General features: G+C 71.7%; 24 protein-coding genes. 6 read left to right on the forward strand and 18 right to left on the reverse strand.

Annotation, left to right across the window (positions count from 1 at the left end; translation table 11 throughout):
* Positions 1–72 precede the first annotated feature (72 nt).
* From fbaA to AB0E88_RS25600, 7 genes are all read right to left on the reverse strand, one after another.
* Positions 73–1,095, reverse strand: coding sequence for a class II fructose-bisphosphate aldolase (gene fbaA / locus AB0E88_RS25570; RefSeq protein ID WP_361634708.1), 1,023 nt, complete (start codon positions 1,093–1,095; stop codon positions 73–75).
* Between the two features lie 145 nt (positions 1,096–1,240).
* Entirely contained in the window at positions 1,241–1,789 is a 549-nt protein-coding gene (gene pyrE, locus AB0E88_RS25575; RefSeq protein WP_361634711.1) for an orotate phosphoribosyltransferase, read from the reverse strand.
* Between the two features lie 20 nt (positions 1,790–1,809).
* Complete coding sequence (locus AB0E88_RS25580) at positions 1,810–2,598, reverse strand: aldose 1-epimerase (RefSeq protein ID WP_361634714.1); 789 nt, start codon at positions 2,596–2,598, stop codon at positions 1,810–1,812.
* 222 nt (positions 2,599–2,820) lie between these two features.
* Positions 2,821–3,741 carry an SRPBCC domain-containing protein gene (locus AB0E88_RS25585; RefSeq protein ID WP_361634717.1) on the reverse strand — a complete coding sequence of 307 codons (921 nt, stop codon included), beginning with the start codon at positions 3,739–3,741 and terminating at the stop codon, positions 2,821–2,823.
* A gap of 363 nt (positions 3,742–4,104) precedes the next feature.
* Positions 4,105–5,751, reverse strand: coding sequence for a polyamine aminopropyltransferase (locus AB0E88_RS25590; protein ID WP_361634719.1), 1,647 nt, complete (start codon positions 5,749–5,751; stop codon positions 4,105–4,107).
* A gap of 211 nt (positions 5,752–5,962) precedes the next feature.
* Positions 5,963–6,481 (reverse strand): DUF2617 family protein, encoded by a 519-nt coding sequence (locus tag AB0E88_RS25595; protein ID WP_361634722.1) that lies wholly within the window; start codon positions 6,479–6,481, stop codon positions 5,963–5,965.
* Positions 6,482–6,898: 417 nt separating this feature from the next.
* Positions 6,899–7,261, reverse strand: a complete 363-nt coding sequence (locus AB0E88_RS25600) for a hypothetical protein (RefSeq protein WP_361634724.1) — start codon at positions 7,259–7,261, stop codon at positions 6,899–6,901.
* A gap of 170 nt (positions 7,262–7,431) precedes the next feature.
* Here AB0E88_RS25600 and AB0E88_RS25605 point away from each other — a divergent pair, with 170 nt between their 5' ends.
* On the forward strand, positions 7,432–8,628 hold the full coding sequence (locus AB0E88_RS25605) for a pyridoxal phosphate-dependent aminotransferase (protein WP_361634727.1): 1,197 nt from the start codon (positions 7,432–7,434) through the stop codon (positions 8,626–8,628).
* A gap of 18 nt (positions 8,629–8,646) precedes the next feature.
* On the opposite strand, the gene AB0E88_RS25610 is transcribed toward AB0E88_RS25605, so the two are convergent.
* The gene (locus AB0E88_RS25610) at positions 8,647–8,973 is read right to left on the reverse strand and encodes a transcriptional regulator (protein WP_361634730.1); all 327 of its coding nucleotides are present in this window, start codon (positions 8,971–8,973) and stop codon (positions 8,647–8,649) included.
* Complete coding sequence (locus AB0E88_RS25615) at positions 8,970–9,422, reverse strand: hypothetical protein (protein WP_361634733.1); 453 nt, start codon at positions 9,420–9,422, stop codon at positions 8,970–8,972. The genes AB0E88_RS25610 and AB0E88_RS25615 overlap by 4 nt, the downstream gene beginning before the upstream one ends.
* A 129-nt stretch (positions 9,423–9,551) precedes the next feature.
* On the opposite strand from AB0E88_RS25615, the gene AB0E88_RS25620 reads away from it, so the two are divergent.
* Positions 9,552–9,728, forward strand: a complete 177-nt coding sequence (locus tag AB0E88_RS25620) for a hypothetical protein (protein WP_361634736.1) — start codon at positions 9,552–9,554, stop codon at positions 9,726–9,728.
* 7 nt (positions 9,729–9,735) lie between these two features.
* Here AB0E88_RS25620 and AB0E88_RS25625 read toward each other — a convergent pair whose 3' ends face one another.
* A complete protein-coding gene (locus AB0E88_RS25625; protein ID WP_361634739.1) occupies positions 9,736–10,266 on the reverse strand; it encodes a YbjN domain-containing protein in 531 nt (176 codons plus the stop codon).
* A gap of 140 nt (positions 10,267–10,406) precedes the next feature.
* Here AB0E88_RS25625 and AB0E88_RS25630 point away from each other — a divergent pair, with 140 nt between their 5' ends.
* A complete protein-coding gene (locus AB0E88_RS25630; RefSeq protein ID WP_361634742.1) occupies positions 10,407–10,871 on the forward strand; it encodes a hypothetical protein in 465 nt (154 codons plus the stop codon).
* Positions 10,872–11,179: 308 nt separating this feature from the next.
* On the opposite strand, the gene clpB is transcribed toward AB0E88_RS25630, so the two are convergent.
* Entirely contained in the window at positions 11,180–13,777 is a 2,598-nt protein-coding gene (clpB, locus tag AB0E88_RS25635) for an ATP-dependent chaperone ClpB (protein ID WP_361634745.1), read from the reverse strand.
* A gap of 151 nt (positions 13,778–13,928) precedes the next feature.
* Here clpB and AB0E88_RS25640 point away from each other — a divergent pair, with 151 nt between their 5' ends.
* Complete coding sequence (locus tag AB0E88_RS25640; RefSeq protein ID WP_361634748.1) at positions 13,929–14,342, forward strand: TIGR03618 family F420-dependent PPOX class oxidoreductase; 414 nt, start codon at positions 13,929–13,931, stop codon at positions 14,340–14,342.
* A 127-nt stretch (positions 14,343–14,469) separates the two neighbouring features.
* Here the strand turns inward: AB0E88_RS25640 and AB0E88_RS25645 are convergent, their stop codons facing one another.
* Positions 14,470–14,805: a hypothetical protein gene (locus AB0E88_RS25645; protein ID WP_361634932.1), complete on the reverse strand. Its 336-nt coding sequence runs from the start codon at positions 14,803–14,805 to the stop codon at positions 14,470–14,472.
* Between the two features lie 310 nt (positions 14,806–15,115).
* On the opposite strand from AB0E88_RS25645, the gene AB0E88_RS25650 reads away from it, so the two are divergent.
* Positions 15,116–16,096 carry a helix-turn-helix transcriptional regulator gene (locus AB0E88_RS25650; RefSeq protein ID WP_361634751.1) on the forward strand — a complete coding sequence of 327 codons (981 nt, stop codon included), beginning with the start codon at positions 15,116–15,118 and terminating at the stop codon, positions 16,094–16,096.
* Between the two features lie 20 nt (positions 16,097–16,116).
* Here AB0E88_RS25650 and AB0E88_RS25655 read toward each other — a convergent pair whose 3' ends face one another.
* A complete protein-coding gene (locus tag AB0E88_RS25655) occupies positions 16,117–17,145 on the reverse strand; it encodes a helix-turn-helix transcriptional regulator (RefSeq protein ID WP_361634754.1) in 1,029 nt (342 codons plus the stop codon).
* 203 nt (positions 17,146–17,348) lie between these two features.
* Between AB0E88_RS25655 and AB0E88_RS25660 the strand changes: the two genes are divergently transcribed.
* Entirely contained in the window at positions 17,349–17,933 is a 585-nt protein-coding gene (locus tag AB0E88_RS25660) for a hypothetical protein (protein ID WP_361634757.1), read from the forward strand.
* 126 nt (positions 17,934–18,059) lie between these two features.
* Here AB0E88_RS25660 and AB0E88_RS25665 read toward each other — a convergent pair whose 3' ends face one another.
* The 5 genes from AB0E88_RS25665 to dnaK form a co-directional block, all read right to left on the reverse strand.
* Positions 18,060–19,166 carry a substrate-binding domain-containing protein gene (locus tag AB0E88_RS25665; RefSeq protein ID WP_361634760.1) on the reverse strand — a complete coding sequence of 369 codons (1,107 nt, stop codon included), beginning with the start codon at positions 19,164–19,166 and terminating at the stop codon, positions 18,060–18,062.
* A gap of 388 nt (positions 19,167–19,554) precedes the next feature.
* The gene (locus AB0E88_RS25670) at positions 19,555–20,001 is read right to left on the reverse strand and encodes a helix-turn-helix domain-containing protein (RefSeq protein WP_103779400.1); all 447 of its coding nucleotides are present in this window, start codon (positions 19,999–20,001) and stop codon (positions 19,555–19,557) included.
* A 5-nt stretch (positions 20,002–20,006) separates the two neighbouring features.
* Positions 20,007–21,173 carry a molecular chaperone DnaJ gene (gene dnaJ, locus AB0E88_RS25675; RefSeq protein ID WP_361634763.1) on the reverse strand — a complete coding sequence of 389 codons (1,167 nt, stop codon included), beginning with the start codon at positions 21,171–21,173 and terminating at the stop codon, positions 20,007–20,009.
* A 36-nt stretch (positions 21,174–21,209) separates the two neighbouring features.
* Positions 21,210–21,863 carry a nucleotide exchange factor GrpE gene (gene grpE, locus AB0E88_RS25680; protein ID WP_361634766.1) on the reverse strand — a complete coding sequence of 218 codons (654 nt, stop codon included), beginning with the start codon at positions 21,861–21,863 and terminating at the stop codon, positions 21,210–21,212.
* Positions 21,863–23,710, reverse strand: a complete 1,848-nt coding sequence (gene dnaK / locus AB0E88_RS25685) for a molecular chaperone DnaK (RefSeq protein ID WP_361634769.1) — start codon at positions 23,708–23,710, stop codon at positions 21,863–21,865. Before dnaK ends, grpE begins: the two co-directional genes overlap by 1 nt.
* Between the last annotated feature and the right edge of the window lie 86 nt (positions 23,711–23,796).

Genomic DNA, 23,796 nt, shown 5'->3' on the forward strand with positions numbered 1-23,796 from the left:
GGGCGCGCCGAAGGCCCGGTGGCCGTACCGCGGTACGGCCACCGGGCCTTCGGGTGACGTCCTCCGGACCGCTTACTTGATGCGGGTGCCGGTGGAGCGCAGGTGGTTGCAGGCCTCGACGACACGGGCGGCCATGCCCGCCTCGGCGAGCTTGCCCCAGGTGCGCGGGTCGTAGGTCTTCTTGTTGCCGACCTCGCCGTCGACCTTCAGGACACCGTCGTAGTTGGTGAACATGTGCGCGGCGACCGGACGCGTGAAGGCGTACTGGGTGTCCGTGTCGAGGTTCATCTTGATCACGCCGTTGTCCAGCGCGGTCAGGATCTCCTCCTGGGAGGAGCCGGAGCCGCCGTGGAAGACGAAGTCGAACGGGGAGGCCTTGCCGTACTTGGCGGCGACGCCCTCGTTCAGCTCCTTCAGCAGCTCGGGACGCAGGACGACGTTGCCCGGCTTGTACACGCCGTGCACGTTGCCGAAGGACGCGGCGAGCAGGTAGCGGCCCTTCTCGCCGAGGCCCAGGGCCTCCGCGGTGCGCAGGGCGTCCTCGACGGTGGTGTACAGGGAGTCGTTGATCTCGTGCGAGACGCCGTCCTCCTCGCCACCGGTCGGGGTGATCTCGACCTCGAGGATGATCTTGGCGGCGCGGGCCTGCTCGAGCAGCTCCTGGGCGATCGCCAGGTTGTCGGCCAGGGTCTCCGCGGAGCCGTCCCACATGTGGGACTGGAACAGCGGGTTCAGACCGGCCTCGACGCGCTTCTTCGACAGCGCCAGCAGCGGACGCACATACCCGTCGAGCTTGTCCTTCGGGCAGTGGTCGGTGTGCAGGGCGATGTTGACGTCGTACTTCTCGGCGACGATGTGCGCGAACTCGGCCAGGGCGACCGCGCCGGTGACCATGTCCTTGTTGTGCTGGCCGCCCAGGAACTCGGCACCACCCGTGGAGATCTGGACGATGCCGTCGCTCTCCGCCTCCGCGAAGCCGCGCAGGGCCGCGTGCAGCGTCTGGGAGGAGGTGACGTTGATGGCCGGGTAGGCGAACTTGCCTGCCTTCGCCCGGTCGAGCATCTCGTTGTAGACCTCGGGGGTTGCGATGGGCATCTGTCCGCTCCTTGTATGTGCGGGTGGGCGTGTGGTGCGTTACGGCCCTGACCTAGACCATGGGGGCGACGTCATCGTCGGCCCCATCTTCCCAGACTCGGCCGGAAGGTCCAGGCGCGGTCCAGGGGGCGGGCGGCGGGACCGGTCAGTCCAGGCCCAGCTCGTCCTTGCCGTAGGCGTACAGGTACGGCACCCCCGCGCCGTCCTGGATCTTCTCCGCCGCACCGGTCGCCCGGTCGACGATCGTCGCCACGGCGACGACCTCGGCGCCGGCCTCGCGCACGGCCTCGACGGCGGTGAGCGGCGAGCCGCCGGTCGTGGAGGTGTCCTCGACGACGAGCACCCGGCGGCCCGCGATGTCCGGGCCCTCGACGCGGCGCTGCAGGCCGTGCGCCTTGGCGGCCTTGCGGACGACGAAGGCGTCGAGCTTCTTCCCGCGCGCGGCGGCGGCGTGCAGCATGGCGGCGGCCACCGGGTCGGCGCCCATGGTCAGGCCGCCGACCGCGTCGAACTCCAGCTCGGCGGTCAGGTCCAGCAGGACCTGGCCGACCAGCGGGGCCGCCTCGCCGTCGAGCGTGATGCGGCGCAGGTCGATGTAGTAGTCGGCCTCCAGACCCGAGGAGAGGGTCACCTTGCCGTGCACCACGGCCTTGTCCTTGATCTGCTGCAGCAGCGCCGCGCGAACGTCCGTCATGCCGACCAGCTTAAATGCGCTCAAAGGCGCCGCCAGCTCCAGGTGGTCGTGGCCTCCAGCGGCTCCAGGGGCGTGACCAGGCGCGGGGCGGTGTTCAGCCCGTTCGGCGGCCCGGTCTGCGGCTCCACGCAGACCGCCTCGGCCTGCTCGTCGTAGACGACGACCCACTCCTCCCGGCTGGTCACCTTCAGTTCCAGCCGCCCGGGCCAGGTGAGGGTGACGTCGACGCCGCCGGGCATGCCGAAGCAGTCGTCCCAGGGGCCGGGCTTCGGCTCGATCCGCTTGCCGGTGGGCAGATGGTCCTCGCCGCGCTCCTCCTGCCAGGCGGGCGAGAAGTCCAGCGTGACGTCCTCGCCGCCCAGGTTCCGGTTAAACCAGGGGTGCCAGCCGATCTGCGCCGGGAACGACGAGTCGTACGTCTCGATCGACATCGTCAGCGTCAGGGAGTCCGGGGCGAGGGCGACGACCTGCGTGACCCGGCCGGGGTAGGGCCACGGCTCGACCAGGTCGTACGTCAGGACGGCCTCGTCGGCCGTGGCGCGGGCGGTCCTCCAGGCACCGTCGCGGGCGGTGCCGTGGATGGCGTGCGGCGGGGAGTTCAGCGGCATCTGATGCTCGGTGGCGCCGTCCCGGAACCGTCCGTCCCGGATCCGCCCGCACCAGGGCACCATCGGGAAGCAGCCGTAGCGGTCCCCTTGGCGCAGCAGCTCCGCACCGCCGACACGCACGGATCCGATCCGCCCACCGCTGCCGGGCCGCACGACGACCTGCGCGTCCCCCGCGCTCAACGTGATGTCTTCGTTACTCACGGGACGACAGTACTGGGGGCGGGGGGCGCGGGGGCGACGGGAGGGGGGCGACGGGAGGGGGGCGACGGGAGGGGCGACGGGAGGGGGTGGTGGCGCGGGGGCCGGACGGTCGGCGGCGGCAGCGGGCCCGGACGGTCGGCGGCGACGGCGCAGGACCCCGCCGGCCAGCGGCGGCGGCGCAGGGCCTGGACGGTCAGCGGCGGCGGCGCAGGGCCTGGACGGTCAGCGGCGGCGGCGCAGGGCTCGGCCGACCACGATCGCTGACGCCACCACCGCCACCGCGGCCGGGGCCATCCAGCGCAGGGTGGAGGTCGCCGAGGCGCTCTGCGGGGCCGGGACCGGGGCGTAGCGGCCACGGGGCGGCGCGTGGTCGACCTCCTCGGCGCTGCGGCCGATCATCGTGCGGCGGGCGTGCGCGGCCTCGGCGGGCGGCCGGCCGGGCTCGGTGTGGTCCGCCTCGGCGCCTGCCTGCGTCTCGGCACTGTCCGCCGGGGCGTCCGCCGGCGGCTCGGGGGCCTCTTCGGCGCGCGGGTCCAGGGAAGGCGGCGGCACCTCGACGTCGAAGACGGACGGTGCCGGAGCGTCGTCGGCGTCCGGCGCGGTCTCGAAGTCGGTGGTCGCGGCCGGCTCGAAGTCCCCGGCGGACAGCTGCTCGGGGGACTCGGGCGCGGCGTCCGCAGCTTCGGCGGCCCCCGCCCGCGTCCCCTCCTGCGTCTCTTCCTGCCCCAGGTGCTCCGCGAACCGGGTCAGCAGGCGGGTGAGCGCCGCCTCGACCTCCTCCGCGGGGAGTTCGGCGATACGGCCGTCCGCCGTCGCACCGCCCTCGAAGGTGAGCGTGGCGCCGCCCTCGGCGTCCGTGGCCCGCACGGCGAGCGTCAGCTTGACCGTGCCGCTGCCGCGCGCCTCGCCCGCGTCGCCCTCGACCGCGCAGGAACCGTCCTCGCGGCCGGTGACCCGCAGGGTGCCGCGGTAGGTGACGGAGTGCCCGCCGACCCGCAGCTTCAGCCGCCCGGCGATGTCCGTGCCGTCTTCCGCACCGGCGTCCCGCTGGAGTCCGGGCACCGCCCGGGCGATCCGCGCGGGGTCGGCGAGCGCCGCCCGAAGCCGCTCGGCGGGGACCGGGACGAACACCTCATGCTCCATGTCGACGGAGCCTACCCAGCGGGCGGCGAACTGCACCCCCACGCGCCTGGATCCCCTTGCCCTCCTCCTTGCGGACTACCGCGGAAGTTGCAGGAGCCGCACGACTACCCCCTGGGTTGCGCCCAAGATCAGCCGAGCGCGGGATTCGGCCCGGCACCACGGCCCGTACCTTCGGTGGCGAGCGACCCGACCGGGGGGAAGGGTGCGGCCCGTCTCTCGGGGGAGAGGCGGGCCGCCACGCCTGCGCGCGACGGGAAAGGCCGCCGCCCCGCGAGCGCGCGAGGTGGCCGCCGAGCAGGCGCGCGAAACGGGCGAGGTCGCCGCCGCGCGGGCGCGAGGGGTGAGCCGCCGGGCCCGGGCCGGTCAGCCTCGGTACCGCGGGTGCACCAGCGTCGACGGCGGCAGCCCCGGGACCCGCGTGGCCGCCGCGGCGCGCGCGTCGGCGGCGAGCGCGCCGGGGGTCAGCGTGGCCGGACGGGGGCCGCCGGGGTCCAGACGCAGGGCCGGCGGCCGCGCGCCGCCACCGGCCAGGACGAAGCCCCAGTCCCCCGGCGGATGGGACACCCCGGCCGTACGGTCCGGCCCGGCCGCGAACCCGGAGTCCCGGCCGTCGACCCGGTAGGACACGGTCCGCAGCCCCGCCGCCCGCAGCGTCGACTCCACGGTCCAGAACACGCGGGGCCGCGCGGCGACCGGCCCGCCGTGCACGACGAGCCGCCCGCCGGGGGCGAGCACACGCCGGGCCAGCCCGTAGAACTCCTGCGAGTACAGCTTGGTGCTGGCGGTGATGCCGGGATCCGGCAGATCCGCGATCACCACGTCGTACGACTCCTGCGGCGCCGTGCGCAGCCAGCCGAAGGCGTCGGCGGTGGTGACGGTGAGGCGCGGGTCGCCGTAGACGTGGTCGTTGAGCCGGGCCAGCGCCGGGTCGGTGCGGGCGAGGCGCACCACCTCGGGGTCCAGTTCGACGACGCGCAGCCGCCGCACGTCCGGATGGCGCAGCACCTCACGGGCGGCCAGGCCGTCGCCGCCGCCGAGGATCAGCACGCGCGCGTGCGGCCCGGCCATCGCGGGCTGGACGAGCGCCTCGTGGTAGCGCCGCTCGTCATGGCCGCCGACGCGCAGCCGGCCGTCGAGGAAGAGGTCGAGGGGGCGGCCCGCGGTGCCGCCGGTCAGGACGATCTCCTGGACTCCGCTCTGCACGGCGACGCGCACCCCGTCGCCGTAGACGGCATGCCGTGCGGCCCGCTCGAAGTCGTCGACCTCGGCGGCGGCGAAGGCGAGCACGCCGAGCACGACGAGACCGACGCCGAGCAGCACCCGCCGGGCGCGCCGGCTCAGATCGCGGCGGAACAGCCCGAGGACGAGCGCGCCCCCGGCGACGACGTTGACCGCGCCGGTGAGCAGGGAGCTGGTCAGCTGGCCCAGCAACGGCAGCAGCAGGAAGGGAAAGGCGAGGCCGCCGACGAGGGCGCCGACGTAGTCCGCGGCGAACAGGTCGGCCACCGCGCCTCCCGCGTCCTGACGGCGGATCCGCTGGATCAGCTCCATCAGCAGCGGCACCTCGGCGCCGATCAGCAGCCCGATGGCGAGGGAGAAGGCGACCAGCAGGCAGCGCGGGCCGCTCGCCCACAGCCCGCCCCAGGCCCCCGTCCAGGCGAACACGGCGTACAGGGTGAGCGCGCTGCATCCGCCGACCAGGGCGAGCGCCGCCTCCAGGGCGGCGAAACCGATGGCCGCGTGCCGCCGCAGCCGCTTGGCCGCGAGCGAGCCGATGCCCATGGCGAACACCATGACCGACAGCACGACCGAGGCCTGGGTGACCGAGTCGCCGATCAGGTACGAGGCGAGGGCGACCAGTTCGAGCTCGTACACCAGTCCGCAAGCGGCGCACACGAACACACCGGCGAGGACCAGGAACCGTCCCGTGCGCGGACGGACGGGCAGCCGCGCGGGACAGCCCCAGGGCGGTGGCGCGCCGGGCGGGGCGGGGGCGTGCTGTTCGATCACGCTTGTGACGTTACGTCAGAGGTCCGCCACGCTTCGTCACCCACACGTGTGGTGTTGGCCCTTCACGGGTTTGCCCGGCCGACACCCGGTGGTCTGCGTACGGCGACACGCGGGCACGGGGACACGCGGGCACGGGGACACGCGGGCACGGGGACATGCGGGCACGGCACACGGCGGGCACGGCGACAGCGGCCGGCCGGAGCGAGAGCGTCTAGACCGCGGCCGGTACCCGGGTGCCGACCCGCGTGCGGGTGGCCACCAGTTGGCCGTCCTGCGGGTAGGCGTGCCAGGTGCGCCAGTGGACGTGGCCCTCGTGGGCCTGCGCCAGCAGCGCCGTGAAGGCGTGCGGGCTGCCCGGGAAGACACCGGCCAGGCCGTTGGGGTGGTCGGAGACCAGGGCCAGCAGCTCCTGCGCGCGGCCCGCGAAGGAGCCCGGGGAGAGCACCTCGACACGGGCGGCGAACTCGTACTCCCAGTCGCCGACGCGTTTGGCGACGCCGAGCGGCAGCGGTGTGCTGCTGCCCGGAATACAGGCCACCGTCTCCGAGCACATGCCCCGCTCCTCCTCCAGGAGTACCTGGTGGGAGGCGCCGAGCAATCTCAACTGGAGTTTGGCGCCGGTCAGTTCGAGATCGAGCGTGGCCAGTGCGGGGAGCGGTTCGCGTCCCAGGGCCCAGGCGAGGTCGGCCGCGCGCGTGTCGGTGTAGGAGGTCTTCAGGGTCGTGAGCATGGATCGGCTCCGCAAGCACGCAAAGAACAGGGGCGTTGGTCCGTCACACCCCGGTCGACACCGGGAGATCGGCCCGGTCAGCCCGGCGGGCAGGCGTCCGCGCGAGACGTCCTGGGGGCTGTCTGCCAGGCGCCGCGGGGCGGGCGGGAACTGTCAGGCAGGCCCTCTGGGCTGGGGTGGTGATGGAGAGGGAATCATGAACGGCGCGGCCGCCACAGCGTTTTTACCCAACTTCGGAGGGTTTCCATCCCTCAGAGGGCTGCAACGCTCAACTGTTCAACGACGGCGTACGCCCACCCGCGCGAGGCGTACGCCCGCGCACCGCACGTGTGTCGGACGGTTCGCCGCGGGACCCGGCCCAGGACCGGGCCCCGCGGCGCGGATGCGTTCCCCTGTTCGAGACCCGGCTGCCCCGTGTCAGCCGCTGCCTCCTCCGCATCCGCCCCCGCCACCCCCGCAGGACGACCCGCCTCCGCAGGACGAGCCGCCGCCGCACGAGGAGTGGCCTCCCCCGCAGGAATGTCCCCCGTGCCCCGAGTGGCCACCGCCGTGGTGACCGCCACCGTGGTGCCCACCCGAGGACGAACCGCACGACGACCCACCGGTGTCGCCGCCGGCCCACCAGCTGCTGCTGGAGCCGCTGCCGCCGAAAAGGGTGCCGGCGGCACTGCGGCGGCCGGGCCGGCGGGCGGCGCGCCGGCCCCGGCGGGCGCCGGACACGATCGCCGCGATCACCGCGAAGGCGATCAGCACCAGGATGAAGCCGAAGAACACGCTCACGGCGTCACCCTCCTTCCGTTTCTCCCCCGTGGACCCGCCCCGGGCCTCCGCCCGGGGCGGGTCCGGCGAGGCGTCCCCCGTCGGCCGCCCCGCTCTTGGTGTGACCGGGAGATGCCCACCCCCCTCGTGACCCAAAGCAGAGTTGAGGAACTCCAGAGCTTCGGCGCAGGATGGCCCGCATGACCTCCAGCGCCCGCCCCCTGCTGAACCGCCGGCTCGCCGAGTTCGGGACGACGATCTTCGCCGAGATGTCCGCCCTCGCCCTGAGCACCGGGGCCATCAACCTCGGTCAGGGTTTCCCCGACACCGACGGACCCGAGGAGGTCCGTGAGGCCGCTGTGCGGGCGCTGCGCGACGGACGGGGCAACCAGTACCCGCCCGGCCCCGGCGTCCCCGAGCTGCGCGCGGCCATCACCGCGCACCAGCTGCGCCACTACGGGCTGGCGTTCGACCCCGACACCGAGGTGCTGGTCACCGCGGGCGCCACCGAGGCCATCGCGGCCGCCCTGCTCGCCCTGGTCGAGCCCGGCGACGAGGTCGTCGCGCTGGAGCCGTACTACGACTCGTACGCGGCCTGCATCGCCATGGCGGGCGGCACGCGCGTGCCGGTCACCCTGCGCCCGCGTCCCGGCGAGGGCACCTTCCGGCTCGATCTCGACGAGCTGCGCGACGCCGTCACCGACCGCACCCGGCTGCTGCTGATCAACACTCCGCACAACCCCACCGGCGCCGTCCTCACCCGCGAGGAGCTGACCGCGATCGCCGAGCTGGCGGTCGAACGGGACCTGCTGGTGGTGACCGACGAGGTGTACGAGCACCTGGTGTTCGACGGCGCCGCCCATGTGCCGCTGGCGACCCTGCCCGGGATGCGGGAGCGCACCGTCACCATTTCCTCGAGCGGGAAGACGTTCTCCTTCACCGGCTGGAAGGTCGGCTGGATCACCGCCGCGCCCGGCCTGGTGGCGGCCGTGCGCTCGGCCAAGCAGTTCCTGACGTATGTCTCCGCAGGCCCCTTCCAGTACGCGATCGCCGAGGCGCTGAACCTGCCGGAGTCGTACTTCACCGCCTTCCGCGAGGATCTGCGCGCCAAGCGGGACCTGCTCGCGGCGGGCCTGGCCCAGGCGGGATTCGGGGTGTTCCGGACGGCCGGCACGTACTTCGTGACCACCGACATCCGCCCGCTCGGCTTCGACGACGGGTTCGCCTTCTGCCGCGCGCTGCCCGAACGGGCGGGCGTGGTGGCCATCCCGAACGCCGTCTTCTACGACCACCGCGAGGCGGGCGCGCCCTTCGTGCGGTTCGCCTTCTGCAAGCGCACGGAGGTGCTCCAGGAGGCGGCCCAGCGGCTCAAGGCACTGGCCGGCTGACACCCACGCCGGCCGGCGTCACCCCTGCTGCTCGGCGCCCGCGCGCCGGGCGGCGGTGACGATCTCCTCCAGCGCCGCGAGGTGCGCCTCGAGCGCCCGGCGCCCCTCCCGCGTGAGCGCGACCCAGGTGCGCGGCCGTTTGCCGACATAGCCCTTGCGGACGCTCACATGGCCGAGCTTCTCCAGGGCGGACACCGTCTTGCTGGTGACCGAGTCGGAGATGCCGCAGTAGTCCCGCAACACCCCGAACTCGGCCTCCGCACAGGAGGAGAGGTAGGCGACGAGCGCCAGCCGGGTGGGGTGCTGCAACTCCCGGTCCAGGGCGGGCGGCGGGGTGTCGGTCACGCGTGCTCCGTTCGTATGACGCGCCGCCCGAGGTCCACGGCGCAGACGACGCCGAAGACCACCATCGCGCCGGGCATGCCGTAGGGGACCGCGGCCAGGCCGCCGACGGCGATCGTCGCGGCCGGGGGCAGCAGTATCCGCCAGGCCGGGCGCCCCTCGCGCCGGGGCCAGGGCACGCTCCCGCTGTGCCGGACCCCCGCCCACATCAAGGCCATGAAGGCGACGAAGCCGGCCAGGCCGAGGGCGAGCAGCGGCCCCGACCACCGCTCGTCCGCCACCGCCGCCAGCCCCAGGGCCGCGAACTCGACGGCGCAGGCGGCGCCCTGCGCGACGACATAGCCGCGCGGTGTGCGCTGCGCGGCCCGGGCGGCCGCCTGGGCGTCACGCGCGGCGTGCAGGGCCGCCGCCGCGGCGTGCTGGTCGTACGGCTGGTCCGTGCCGTTGCTCATGTGGTCCTCCCCGTGTCCCGGGGCGGTGGTCGGTCCGCCCCCGTGCACCCACTCTAGGAAACTACTTTCCACTTCGGCAAGTAGTTTCCCTCGTGAGGGTCACGAACGGGTCCGGAGTTTCCACAGCCTGTGGACGGGCGCCGCGTCACGGGGCGCCGCCGCCGGCACCCGCCCCCGGTCACACGGGCCCCGCACACGGCGAAAGCCCGGCCCTGGCACGCGGCCGTGGTGGCCGGCGCCCTGGCCGGGCTGTCGTTCGCCCACGGCGCGTACCTGACCGTGATCGGCCGTACGCACCTGTGGTGAGGCAGGACTACTCCTCGCCCTCCTCGGGCTGGTCGGCGTCGTTGACCTCCTGCTCCAGGCCCAGCTGCTCGACGAGCCAGCGGTCGAACTCGATCGCGGCGCGCACCCAGCTGACGGTCGAGGAGACGAAGTGCTCCAGGCTCACGCCCATGCCGATCAGCATCTGCGCCTCGCCGATGAGGCGGACGGTGCCGTCGTCGTGGGTGTGGGTGTAGACCTTGGGCCACAGCGTGCGGCGGTTCCAGTCGTCGATCGACTCCAGCAGCTGGGACTTCTCGTCGATCTTGTGGGGGCGGTCGTAGAACGTCCGCACCGAGAAGACCTGCTGGTCGTCCTCGCCGCGGAACATGAAGTACGTACGGAACTGCTCCCACGGCGCCGCGAGGTCACCCTCGTCGTCGACGACGTACTTGAGCTCCATCTGCTCCAGGAGCTGCTTCACGAGGTCCTGATCCGGGACGACGGGGCCCGCCGGTCCTTGGGGCTGCGGCTGGGGCTGGCCCCCGAAGTTCGGAATCGAGGACGGGTCGATGGTCACCGTGAATTTCCCTTCGTACGGATTCCGCCATCCTCCCCCAGAGGGGGAGGGGGGTGGCAAGCCCCGACGGGGCCTGTCAGCCCTGGGCTGACATGATCCGGCCGGTCGGGCGAGAGCGCCGCGAACGGGAGGGGAACGGCATGACGCGGAGAAGGTACCGGTGGGGGCTGGTGGCAGCGGTCGCGGTCCTGCCGACGCTGCTGCTGATATGGCTGGTCGTGGCGGTGGTGCGGTTCATGACCAGTGACTATCCGCTGGGCGGAGGCCCGGAGAAGGCCTCGTGCGACGAGGCGCTGGCCTTCGGCGGGGCGGCCCTGCCCGACGGCGCGCACGACACCGACTGCACGGTGCAGACCTGGCTGGACACCGACTACCGGGTGACCTTCCGCATGCCACGGGACGGTGTCGTCGAGTGGCTGCGGCGCACCTACCCCGCGGAGCGGCCGCGGACGGACTTCTGCGACGAGGGCGCGGACCTGTGCCTGCACCTCAACAGCGAGGACCATCCGCCACCGGCCGGCGCCGGGGCGAACGCCGTGACGGTCGACGTGACCTACGAGTCCACGTCGACCGCACGGGTGCGGTTCTCGGCGTTCACCGTGTGAACCGACCGGCGGGCCACCGGGTGAACCGACGGGCGGGCCACCGTGTGAACCGACCGGCGGGCCCGGCCGGCGCCGGGCCCGGAGCCGTCTGTTCCGCCCGGCGCCGGTGCGATGATGCGCGGATGCGCATACCGAGAGCGGTGCGGTGGGTGTTGTGGGCCCTGTGGTGGGGCTGCCTCGCGTTCTCCCTGTGGTGCTTCTGGACGCTGTACATCGCCCTCACGTCCGTCTGAGCCGTCAGAGCCGCCTGAGCCGTCAGACTGGTCAGAGCCGTCTGAGCCGTCAGAGTGGTCGGAGGGTCAGGACCGTCAGAGCGTCTTGCCCGTCGCCGGGCCCACCAGCAGTCCCTCGCCGAAGCGGTCGACGCGGACCGTGTCGCCGTCCTTGATCTCGCCGGAGAGGATCTCCTTGGCGAGCCGGTCACCGATCGCGCTCTGCACCAGGCGGCGCAGCGGACGGGCGCCGTAGGCCGGGTCCATGCCCTCGTCGGCGAGCCAGGCCAGCGCCTCGGGGGTGACGTCGAGGGTGAGGCGCCGCTCGGCGAGCCGCTTGGCCAGCCGGGAGATCTGCAGCTCGGCGATCCGGCTCAGCTCCTGCTTCGTCAGCGCGGAGAAGACCACGAGGTCGTCGAGACGGTTGAGGAACTCCGGCTTGAAGGACGCCCGGACGACCTCCAGCACCTGCTCCTTCTTCTCCTCCTCGCTGGTCACCGGGTCCATCAGGAACTGGCTGCCCAGGTTGGAGGTCAGCACCAGGATGGTGTTGCGGAAGTCGACCGTGCGGCCCTGACCGTCCGTCAGCCGGCCGTCGTCCAGCACCTGGAGCAGGACGTCGAAGACCTCCGGGTGCGCCTTCTCCACCTCGTCCAGCAGCACCACGCTGTACGGCCGCCGCCGCACGGCCTCCGTCAGCTGGCCGCCCTCCTCGTAGCCCACGTACCCGGGGGGCGCTCCGACCAGGCGGGCGACGCTGTGCTTCTCGCCGTACTCCGACATGTCGATGCGGACCATCGCCCGCTCGTCGTCGAAGAGGAAGTCGGCGAGCGCCTTGGCCAGTTCGGTCTTGCCGACGCCGGTCGGGCCGAGGAAGAGGAAGGAGCCGGTCGGACGGTCGGGGTCGGCGATGCCGGCGCGTGAACGCCGTACCGCGTCCGACACCGCGCGCACGGCCTCGCCCTGACCGATCAGCCGCTTGCCGATCTCGTCCTCCATGCGCAGCAGTTTCTGCGTCTCGCCCTCCAGCAGCCGCCCGGCCGGGATGCCGGTCCAGGAGGCGACGACGTCGGCGATGTCGTCGGAGCCGACCTCCTCCTTGACCATGGTGTCCCGGGACACCTCCTCCTCGGCCTCGGAGGCGGCCTCCAGGTCGCGCTCCAGGGCCGGGATCTCGCCGTACAGCAGCTTGGAGGCGGTGTCGAAGTCGCCGTCGCGCTGGGCGCGTTCGGCCTGGCCGCGCAGCTCGTCCAGCTTCTCCTTCAGCTCACCGACCCGGTTGAGGGACTGCTTCTCCTTCTCCCAGCGGGCGGTCAGCCCGCGCAGCTCCTCCTCCTTGTCGGCGAGGTCGCGGCGCAGCTTGTCCAGGCGCTCGCGGGAGGCCGCGTCGGTCTCCTTGCTCAGCGCCAGCTCCTCCATCTTCAGCCGGTCGACGGCGCGCTGGAGTTCGTCGATCTCGACCGGCGAGGAGTCGATCTCCATCCGGAGCCGGGAGGCCGCCTCGTCGACCAGGTCGATGGCCTTGTCGGGCAGGAAGCGCGAGGTGATGTACCGGTCGGACAGGGTGGCCGCGGCCACCAGCGCGCTGTCGGCGATCTGCACCTTGTGGTGCGCCTCGTAGCGGCCCTTCAGACCGCGCAGGATGGCGATGGTGTCCTCGACGCTCGGTTCGGCGACCAGCACCTGCTGGAAGCGGCGCTCGAGCGCGGGGTCCTTCTCGATGCGCTCGCGGTACTCGTCGAGGGTGGTCGCGCCGACCATGCGCAGCTCACCGCGGGCCAGCATCGGCTTGAGCATGTTGCCGGCGTCCATGGCGGAGTCGCCGCCGGCACCCGCGCCGACGACGGTGTGCAGCTCGTCGATGAACGTGATGATCTGCCCGTCGGAGTCCTTGATCTCCGCGAGGACGGTCTTCAGCCGCTCCTCGAACTCACCCCGGTACTTCGCACCCGCGACCATCGCGCCCAGGTCGAGCGCCACGAGCCGCTTGTCCTTGAGCGACTCGGGCACGTCCCCCTTCACGATCCGCTGGGCGAGCCCCTCGACGACGGCCGTCTTGCCGACGCCGGGCTCGCCGATGAGGACGGGGTTGTTCTTGGTGCGGCGGCTGAGCACCTGCACCACCCGCCGGATCTCCGTGTCCCGCCCGATGACCGGGTCGAGCCTGCCCTCCCGGGCGGCGGCGGTGAAGTCCGTGCCGAACTTCTCCAGCGCCTTGTACGACCCCTCGGGGTCCGCGGTGGTCACGCGACGCCCTCCCCTCGCCTTGCGGAACGCTTCCTGGAGCTTGCCGGCCGTGGCGCCCTGCCGGGTGAGCACCTCGCCGCTCTGGCCGCCCTTGGCGGCGATACCGATGAGCAGGTGCTCGGTGGACAGATACTCGTCGCCCAGCTCCTTGGCCCGGGCCTGGGCGTCGGCGATGACGGCGAGCAGCTCGCGGTTGGGCTGCGGCGGCGCGACGGTCGAGCCGGTCACGCTGGGCAGGGACGCGAGCACCTTCTCGGCCCCCGAGCGCACGGCGGCCTGGTCGGCGTCGACGGCGGCCAGCAGATCGACGATGTTCTCGTTCTCCTGCCCCTGGAGCAGCGCGAGGAGCAGGTGAGCAGGGGTGAGGTCCGGGTGTCCCTCGGTCACGGCCCGGTTGCCGGCGGCTTGGATCGCGTCCCGGCTCCGGTTGGTCAGCTCGGCGTCCACGTTCGCTTCTCTCCTCCTACGCGTGCTGGGGTCAGCCGTCTCCCCGTACTGACTCAGTCAACGTACACAAAGTTGAGTCTATTCCACTCAAGGCTGTGGGGGGAGGGGTGACAGGCGGCGGTCCGCCGCCGCGGGGAGTAGGTTCCGTCCCATGACCGCGTACCCCCAGGACCCGGGCGCACCGGACGAGCCGTATCTCGCCTTCTGGCGGGAGCGGCATCTGTGCACCCTGACGACACTGCGCCCCGACGGCACCCCGCATGTCGTGCCCGTCGGAGTGACCTACGACCCCGGGGCGCGGCTGGCCCGGGTGATCACGAACAAGGCGAGCGCGAAGGTGGCGCATGTGCGGGCCGCCGGCCCCGGGGGCGCGCGGGTCGCCGTCTGCCAGGTCGCCGGGCGGCGCTGGGCCACGCTGGAGGGCCGCGCGTTCGTCCGCACCGAGGCGGAGCGGGGCGCGGAGGCGGAGCGGCGCTATGCGGAGCGCTACGAGCGCGTGCCGTCGCCGAACCCGTCGCGGGTGGTGATCGAGATCGAGCTGGACCGGGCCATGGGCCGGGGATGAACGGCGGCCCCGCGCACCCCGGCGGCGGGTACGCCCGCACATGGCAGCGGCGTCACCGTGTTCAGGTCACGGTGACGCCGCTGCGGGGGGAAGCACCTGAGCGATCTGTTACGACGGGGGAATCGCGTCAGGCACTGCGGGGGGTGGCCGAGATGGTCCGCACGTCGGAGATGTCCGGCTCCGACAGCCGGTGGTCGCGCTGGTCGAGGTTCACAAAGATCATTCCGTACCGGATGGCACACCGCACGGGCTGCGGCGCCCCCCGAGGCCGCCGCAGACAGCGGTACGCCCGCACGTCGCCCTCGTCGTCGCGCGTGACGACGACCGGCTCACCGAACACGGTCACCATCAGCGAGTCCCCGTTGTGGGGGATGGCGGTGACCAGATCGATGAAGTGCCAGCCGGATCGGTACGCGGTGGCCATTTCCCGTCGGAAGGAACGGTCGTCAGGTGGAGTCGCCATCATCTGCCCCCAGCACCGTCTGCCGTAGCCACGGACTCGGAGGACACCGCCACCGCCGGCCACTTACTGTCCGCTCGATCGTCGCCCTTCGTACCGGCGTGGCCACCCAGAGCTCCGAGGGCCACAACGGCGGAGAAGGTGGCGACAAGTATCGAGCGAAGCACTCTTTTCCCCATAGTCGGCTTCGTCCTCACTTGAAGGTCCCCTCTTCCCCCGTCGAGTACGACGATGGCTCATTCAGGCACGTCATGGCCACACAATCGGTGCATCATGTTCCTGCATGTTCAGGACCCTGGGGGGTGGAGATTTGATGTCGAATCGGTCCAATACGGCACATCCCCATGCGGCGAACGAGCTCTGCGAGGAGGGTAGCCGCCTTTACGCCGGTGCCCTGCGCGAAGGCCGTATCTCCCGCTCGGAGGCGGAACCCGCCCCTTGCCTGATGGAGTTCGCCCTGCTCCACCCCGATCCCGACGACCCGGAGTGGCTCCGCCCGGTCCCCCCGGCGCTTGCGCTCGCGCAGCGTCTGCTGCCCATCGAGCGGGAGATCGCGGAGCGCCGACGGTGGGCAATCGAACTGTCCGATGCTTTTGAGCCGTTCATGGCCCTGAACGGGCAGATGGCGTCGGCCACCCACTCCATCACCGTGCTGGAAGGCAGCGACCGGATCAACGCGGCGCTCGACCTGGCCACCGCGCAGTGCCAGGCCGAAATGCTCACGGTGCAGCCCAGCAACCGCTTCACCGAGCGCACCATCCGCCAGGGGCTGGACCGTGACACCGCGCTGGTCGACCGCGGCGTGCGGATCCGCACCCTCTACCAGCACACGGTGCGCTTCAACCTGGAGCAACTGGCCTACGTGGGCCAGCTCGCCAACGGCAAGGTGGAGTACCGCACGATCGACGAGCTGGTCGAGCGCCTCATCATCTGCGACGAGTCCGTCGCGTTCATCCCGGCCCGGGACGACCAGCAAGTGGCCCTGGAACTGCGCAACCCGGCACTCGTGCGCTACCTGATCAAGGTCTTCGAGTTCATGTGGAACCGGGCCGTGGCGCTGAGCGCCGGCGCCCCCTACGAGACCGCCCCCGACGGCATCACGGAGATCCAGCACTCCATCGCCAAACTGCTCGTGGAGGGCCATGTCGACGAGGCCATCGCCCGCCGCCTCGGCATGAACGTGCGCACCTGCCGGGCCCACATCGCGAAGCTGGCCGCCGCCCTCGGCAGCGGCAGCCGGGCCCAACTCGGGTTTCTGATAGCCCAGTCCGGGATCCTGAACAAGGAGGAGTGAGGCGGCCCGGCTCGGTCCGCTCACCGGGCGCTCGGCGACTCCTGGCACGGAAAGGTCAGGTGGGCCGGGGTGTCCAGGCCCACCTGGGCGATACGGACACCGAGTTGGGTACGGCTGGCCGCGCCGAGCGTCTCCGACAGGCGGGCGATGTGGGCCCGGCAGGTGCGGACGCTGATGCCGAGGCGTTCGGCGATGACCGCGTCCTGGTGCCCCTCCGCCAGCAGCGCCGCGATGGACTTCTCGCGGTGCGAGATGCCCTCGATACCGCTGTCGGGAATGGGCGCGTTCAGCGGGACGCCCAGGCGCCACAGCCGCTCGAAGACCGTGACCAGGTAGGAGATCAGGGCCGGATGGCGCAGTTCGAGGGCCATCGTGCGTTCCGCGTTCGCCGGGATGAAGGCCACCGTGCGGTCGAAGAGGATCAGCCGGTCCACGACCTCGTCGAGCGTGCGCGCCTGCACCGCGTCACCCATCAGCTCCAGGTACGTCAGCAGTCCCTGCCCGTGTCGCGCCACGTGGTTGTACAGGTCCCGCATGCGCACGCCCCGGCCGCGTAGCGCCAGCGCCCGGTGCAGCCCCTCGGACAGCTCGTGCTCACGGCGGATGCCGCCCGGCTGCACGGTCAGCACCTCGGTCGTGCACGCCTGCGTCGCCTCGTCCATCGCCGCCTGGATCCGCGCGAGACCGTCCAGCACCCGGATCGCGCTGCCCTCACCCGCCCCGGCCCCCGCCGCGGGCATACGGCCGCCGAGGCCGGCGTACCACTCGACGGCCGCCACCGCCGCGCCCACCCGGCGCTGGCTCTCGGCGACCTCGTCGTACACGCCGCGCAGCAGCCGGGTCATGACCTCCTGGGGCGCCGTGGGCACCAGCCAGTCCATGTCGTCCGGGTCGGGGTGCAGCAGCGCCAGGTCGAGCAGGCAGGGCACCTGCTCGGTGTCCCGGCGGGGCACCCGGCCGCGCCGCACCGCCCGGGAGTACACCCGGTCCCCGGCCGCGCACAGTCGGTCGGCACCGTGCGGGTGCTCTTCCGTCCCGTGCCCGGTCATCGCCCACTCCACCCCCGGTTCACGCCTCTTCGCAGCGCAACTATGCGCGGACGGAGCGTGCGGTGCAACACGGCTCGAACCCGCGTGACCGCGGGAAACCACCGGTTCGTACCGCTATCTCCCGGCCTCCGCGCCCTCGCGGCAGCAGGCCGTGCCGGCCGGGCCCCTCCCCTTCGGCGCGCTGCGGCCCGACAATGCCGCACATGGTCCGTGCAGGGCGTACGACACCGGCGCACCCGCCGTTCGCGGCTCACCGGGTGGCAGCGCTCGTCCTGGCCGCCGCCGTGGGCGCGGCCGGATGCGACACGTCCGCGGGCGCGCCGCCGAGTGCGTCCGCCCGCCCCTCCTCGCACGTTTCCGGTGACCACCGGGACGGGCACCTGGTCTTCACGGTGCTCTCCCTGCGGTGCGGGCTGACCGCCGTGGCCGGGACGCACAGCGAGGCGCAGCCGGACGGGCAGTTCTGCACCGCGCGGTTGCGGGTGCGCAACGCCGACCCCGCCTTCCACACCTATGTCGCCGCGGAACAACGCCTGGTGAGCACCGACGGGACGGGCACGCGGCCCGACTCCTTCGCGATGGCGGTGCGCCGCCAGCACGAGCGGGTCGAGATCGGCGGGCACGACCTCATCGAGATCGAGGTCTGGTACGACGTCCCGCGGCGGGCACGGGTGACGGGGCTGCGGGTGAGCGGCGACCGGGACCCGGACGGCTACCTCAGCGGTGCGACGGTTGCGCACGCCCCGGACGGCGTGTTCGTGCCCATGACCCCGGCCACCGGGCCGTGACGCACGCCCGCGGCCGACGCGCCACGACGGAGCCACCACCGCCGAGTCACCACGGCTGATTCGCCACGGCCAATTCGCTACGGCTGATTCGCTACGGCTAATTCGCTACGGCTGTTTCGCGGGGCGCTACTTCAGCCCGAGGGAGGCGCACCCCGAGGCGTACTTCCCGGTGCAGATCTCCGACACCTTGTAGATGCCGTCCTTGACGACCGTGCTCTTGATGTTGCTCTTCGTCAGCGCGACCACACTGACCAGCTGGGCCGGAATGCCCTTCTGCGTGGGGCTGTCGACGGTGTCGCCCGCGAGCGCGTCAAACTGGATGTCCCTGCCCTGCACCTTGGCGACGGCCATCTCCGCGGCGGCCTCCGCCTCGGTCGGGTAGGGCTTGTAGACGCTCATGTACTGATCGCCCGAGACGATCCGCTGCACCGCGTCCAGTTCGGCGTCCTGCCCGGTGATCGGCGGCAGGCTGGAGACACCGGCCGCCTTGAACGCCTTGATGATGCCGCCGACCATCGCGTCGTTGGCGGAGTAGACGCCGGCGATCTTCTTGGCACCGAGCTTGGCGATGGCCTCGGTCATCTGGGCCTGGGCGTTCTTCGGGTCCCAGTCCTTGGTGTCGTAGGACGCCGCGATCTTCACCTTGCCGTTCAGCTCGCTGAGCGCGCCCCGCTTGAACTGGCCGGCGTTCGGGTCGGTCGGGGAGCCGTTCATCATGACGATCTGGTCGGAGGTGTCGGCGCTCTCACCGAGGGCGTCCAGCAGGGTGCGGCCCTGCACCTCGCCGACCAGTTCGTTGTCGAAGGAGACGTAGGCGTCGATCGGGCCCTCGGCGAGGCGGTCGTAGGCGATGACGGGGATGCCCGCGTCCTTCGCCTTCGTCACCTCACCGGCGATCGCGTGCGAGTCGACGGCGTCCAGCAGGATGACGTCGACCTTGTCGTCGATCATCTGCTGCATCTGGGTCGCCTGCCGGGCCGCGTCCTGCTCGGCGTTGGCGTACTGGACCTTGCCCTGGTTGCGGGTGAGGGAGGCGACCTTCGCGGCGATGATGGGGTGGTCGAACTTCTCGTACCGGGAGTTGACCTTCTCCGGCAGCAGCAGGCCCACCGTGACGTCGTCGCCCTTCGTGGGGCTCGCGGTGCCGCCGCCGCCCGTGGAGTTCAGCATGCTGCAGCCTGCGAGCGTGAGGATCAGCGTGGATGCGGCCACGGATATGGCGGTACGGCGCATGCGGGGGCTCACTTCGGGTGCGGTACGAAACGCGGGTGCAGCAGCACGACCCACGTGACTGAAAAGCCAACGCGGGACCGCCACCTTGCGTCAAGACCGGCCACCTAACGAGATAGCAACATCACGCTCCGCTTGGTGCGTGAAGACGGGGAGAACACCGGCCCATTCACCATCAAACACCCTTTACCGACCCTTCACGAGCGGGTGTTCACCTTCCCCGAATCAGCACAAATGACCGAACGATATCGGCCAGCGGGAGGGCACCTCCGCCCTCTTCCCGGGGGCCCGCCGTCGCCCCGCCGCGCGCGGCCGGCACCCGGCACGACGCACGCGAAGGGCCCGGAGGCGGATCGCCTCCGGGCCCTTCGCGCGGTGCGGTGAACGGCCGCTAGTCCTTGGCCTTCTTCGGCCGCCACACGACCAGCGCGCTGGTCTGCTGGACCTCCTGGTAGGGGACCAGGTCGCGGCGGTAGGACGCGTGGACGGCGGCCTCGCGCTGCTGCATCGCCGCCGCGGCGCCCTCCAGGGCCGCCTGCAGCTCCGCGACGCGGGACTGCAACGCGGCGACCTGGTTCTCCAGCTCGATGATGCGCTTGATGCCGGCCAGGTTGATGCCCTCGTCCTGCGACAACTGCTGCACCTGGCGGAGCAGTTCGATGTCACGGGCCGAGTAGCGCCGCCCCCGGCCCGCGGTGCGGTCCGGGGAGACCAGACCCAGACGGTCGTACTGGCGCAGTGTCTGCGGGTGGAGGCCGGAGAGCTGGGCCGCCACCGAGATGACGTAGACCGGGGTGTCCTCCGTCAGTTCATACGGATTACGTCGACGGCCGTCCATCCCACTCAAGCTCCCTTCGCGGCCTCGAACAGCTCCGCCCGCGGATCCTGGTCCGCGGTCGCCTCGCGATACGCCTCGAGCGCGTCACGAGCCTTCCCCGACAGGTCCTTGGGAACACTCACCTCCACGGTGACCAGGAGGTCGCCGCGGGTGCCGTCCTTGCGGACCGCGCCCTTGCCGCGGGCGCGCATCGTGCGGCCGTTGGGCGTGCCGGGCGGCAGCTTCAGCGTGACCGGCGGGCCGCCCAGGGTCGGCACCCTGACCTCCCCGCCGAGCGCCGCCTCCGTGAACGTCACCGGCACGGTCACCGTGAGGTTGTCGTCCTTGCGGCCGAACACCGGGTGGGCGTCGACGTGGACGACGACATACAGGTCGCCTGCCGGTCCGCCGCGCTCGCCCGGGGCGCCCTTGCCGCGCAGCCGGATCCGCTGCCCGTCCGAGACGCCGGCCGGGATGCGGACCTGCATGGTGCGGGAGGACTTCGCCCGGCCGCTGCCGTGGCAGACCTCGCAGGGGTGCTCCGCGATCAGGCCCCGGCCCTTGCAGTCCGGGCAGGGGTCCGTCAGGGAGAAGCCACCGCCGGAGCCGCGCGCCACCTGCCCCGTACCGACACAGGTCGGGCACACGCGGGGCGTGCCGTTCTTGTCGCCGGTGCCGGAACAGGCCTTGCACGGCGCCTGGGAGGACATCCGCAGCGGGACCGTGGCGCCCTCGATGGCCTCGGTGAAGCTGAGCGTGACCTCGGACTCGATGTCCTGGCCGCGCCGGGGCTGGGTCCGCGTCCCCGCGGCACCGCCCCGGTTGAACAGGCCCCCGAAGACGTCACCGATACCCCCGCCGAAGCCTCCGCCCTGGGCGCCGCCTCCGAAGAGGTCGCCCAGGTCGAAGTTGAAGGAGCCGCCGCCCGCGCCCGGCCCCGGCCTGAAGCCGCCGTTGCCGAACAGGGTGCGGGCCTCGTCGTACTCCTTGCGCTTCTTGGGGTCGCCGAGCACGTCGTTCGCCTCGGAGATCTCCTTGAAGCGCTCCTCGGCCTTGGCGTTGCCCTTGTTGGCGTCCGGGTGGAACTCGCGGGCGAGCTTCCGGTACGCCTTCTTGATCTCGGCCTCGGTGGCGTCCTTGGGGACGCCGAGGACCTTGTAGTAGTCCTTCTCGATGAAGTCCTTGGTGCTCATCCCCGACGTCCCTCCTTCCCCATGCTGTGTGTGACGTCAGCCCTCGTCCGGGCCACCGTTCTCCTTGTCGTCGGCCGCCTTCTCCTCGGCGCCCTCCGCCTTCGCGCCCTGCGCGCCGGGCTGCGGCTCGGCGACGGCCACCCGCGCGGGGCGGATGGTGCGCTCGCCGATGCGGTACCCGGGCTGCAGGATCGCCACGCAGGTCGTCTCGGTGACGTCCGGCGCGTAGGAGTGCATCAGGGCCTCGTGGATCGTCGGGTCGAAGGGCTCGCCCTCCTTGCCGAACTGCTGCAGGCCCATCTTCGCCGCGACGGTCTCCAGCGACTCGGCGACCGACTTGAAGCCGCCGACCAGCTCGCCGTGCTCCCGCGCGCGCCCGATGTCGTCGAGCACGGGCAGCAGCTCGGTCAGGAGGTTCGCGATGGCGACCTCCTTGACCGCGACGCGGTCCCGCTCGACGCGGCGGCGGTAGTTCTGGAACTCGGCCTGGAGGCGCTGGAGGTCCGCAGTGCGCTCGTCGAGCGCCTTGCGCGCCTGGTCCAGCTGGGCCAGCAGACCCGCGTCCTCGTTCCCGTCCCCGGCCGGGGCCGCCCCCTCCTCGGAGGAGGCGGCCTTCGGCTCGGCGTCGTCAGGGGTGGCGCCGGAGGGGACGTCGGGCTTCTCTTCAAAACCCGGGGTCTCCTCCGTCATTACGCGGCCCCGTCCTTGCGCTCGTCGTCCACGATCTCGGCGTCCACGACGTCGTCGTCGGCGGCCTTGGCACCACCGGCGGCACCCTCGGGACCACCGGCGGCCTGGGCGCCCTGCGCGTCGGCGTACAGGGCCTGGCCGAGCTTCTGCGAGACGGCCGCGACCTTCTCCGTGGCGGAGCGGATCTCGGCGGTGTCCTCGCCCTTGAGCTTCTCCTTCAGCTCGGCGACCGCTTCCTCGACCTCGGTCTTGACCTCGCCGGGGACCTTGTCCTCGTTGTCCTTGAGGAACTTCTCCGTCTGGTAGACCAGCTGCTCGCCCTGGTTGCGGGCCTCGGCGGCCTCGCGGCGCTTGTGGTCCTCCTCCGCGTAGCGCTCGGCTTCCTCACGCATGCGGTCGACCTCGTCCTTCGGCAGCGAGGAGCCGCCGGTGACGGTCATCTTCTGCTCCTTGCCGGTGCCGAGGTCCTTCGCCGTGACGTGCATGATGCCGTTGGCGTCGATGTCGAAGGAGACCTCGATCTGCGGGACGCCACGCGGCGCCGGCGGCAGACCGGTCAGCTCGAACATGCCGAGCTTCTTGTTGTACGCCGCGATCTCGCGCTCGCCCTGGTAGACCTGGATCTGCACGGACGGCTGGTTGTCCTCGGCCGTGGTGAAGATCTCCGAGCGCTTGGTCGGGATCGTGGTGTTGCGCTCGATGAGCTTGGTCATGATGCCGCCCTTGGTCTCGATACCGAGGGACAGCGGGGTGACGTCGAGGAGCAGGACGTCCTTGACCTCGCCCTTGAGGACACCGGCCTGGAGCGAGGCGCCGATGGCGACGACCTCGTCCGGGTTCACACCCTTGTTGGCCTCCTTGCCGCCGGTCAGCTCCTTGACGAGCTCGGCGACGGCGGGCATACGGGTGGAGCCACCGACGAGGACGACGTGGTCGATCTCGTTGATGGAGATGCCGGCGTCCTTGATGACGTTGTGGAACGGCGTCTTGCAGCGCTCCAGCAGGTCGGCCGTCAGCTGCTGGAACTGGGCGCGGGTGAGCTTCTCGTCCAGGTGCAGCGGGCCCTCGGCGGACGCGGTGATGTAGGGCAGGTTGATCGAGGTCTCGGTGGACGAGGACAGCTCGATCTTGGCCTTCTCGGCGGCCTCACGGAGGCGCTGCAGGGCCATCTTGTCCTTGGACAGGTCCACGCCGTGGCCGGACTGGAACTGCTTGACCAGGTAGTCGACGATGCGCTGGTCCCAGTCGTCACCACCGAGGTGGTTGTCACCGTTGGTGGCCTTCACCTCGACGACGCCGTCGCCGATCTCCAGCAGCGAGACGTCGAAGGTGCCGCCACCGAGGTCGAAGACGAGGATCGTCTGGTCGTCCTTGTCGAGGCCGTACGCCAGCGCGGCGGCGGTCGGCTCGTTGACGATGCGCAGGACGTTCAGACCGGCGATCTCGCCGGCCTCCTTCGTCGCCTGACGCTCGGAGTCGTTGAAGTAGGCCGGGACGGTGATGACCGCGTCGGTCACCTTCTCGCCCAGGTAGGCCTCGGCGTCACGCTTCAGCTTCTGCAGGATGAACGCGGAGATCTGCTGCGGGTTGAACGGCTTGCCGTCCAGCTCGATCTTCCAGTCCGTGCCCATGTGGCGCTTGACCGAACGGATGGTCCGGTCGACGTTGGTGACGGCCTGGCGCTTGGCCACCTCGCCGACCAGCACCTCGCCGTTCTTGGCGAAGGCGACGACGGACGGCGTGGTCCTGGCGCCCTCGGCGTTGGTGATGACGGTGGGCTCGCCGCCCTCGAGGACCGAGACCACCGAGTTCGTCGTGCCCAGGTCGATGCCGACCGCACGTGCCATTGCGATTCCTCCAACTGACTTGAGTGGAACAGGCTCAAGTGTGCATGAGGCGCACGGCTCGGTCAACAGACCTGAGTCACCACGAC

Source organism: Streptomyces sp. NPDC028635 (genome assembly GCF_040637635.1).
Taxonomy (GTDB): domain Bacteria; phylum Actinomycetota; class Actinomycetes; order Streptomycetales; family Streptomycetaceae; genus Streptomyces.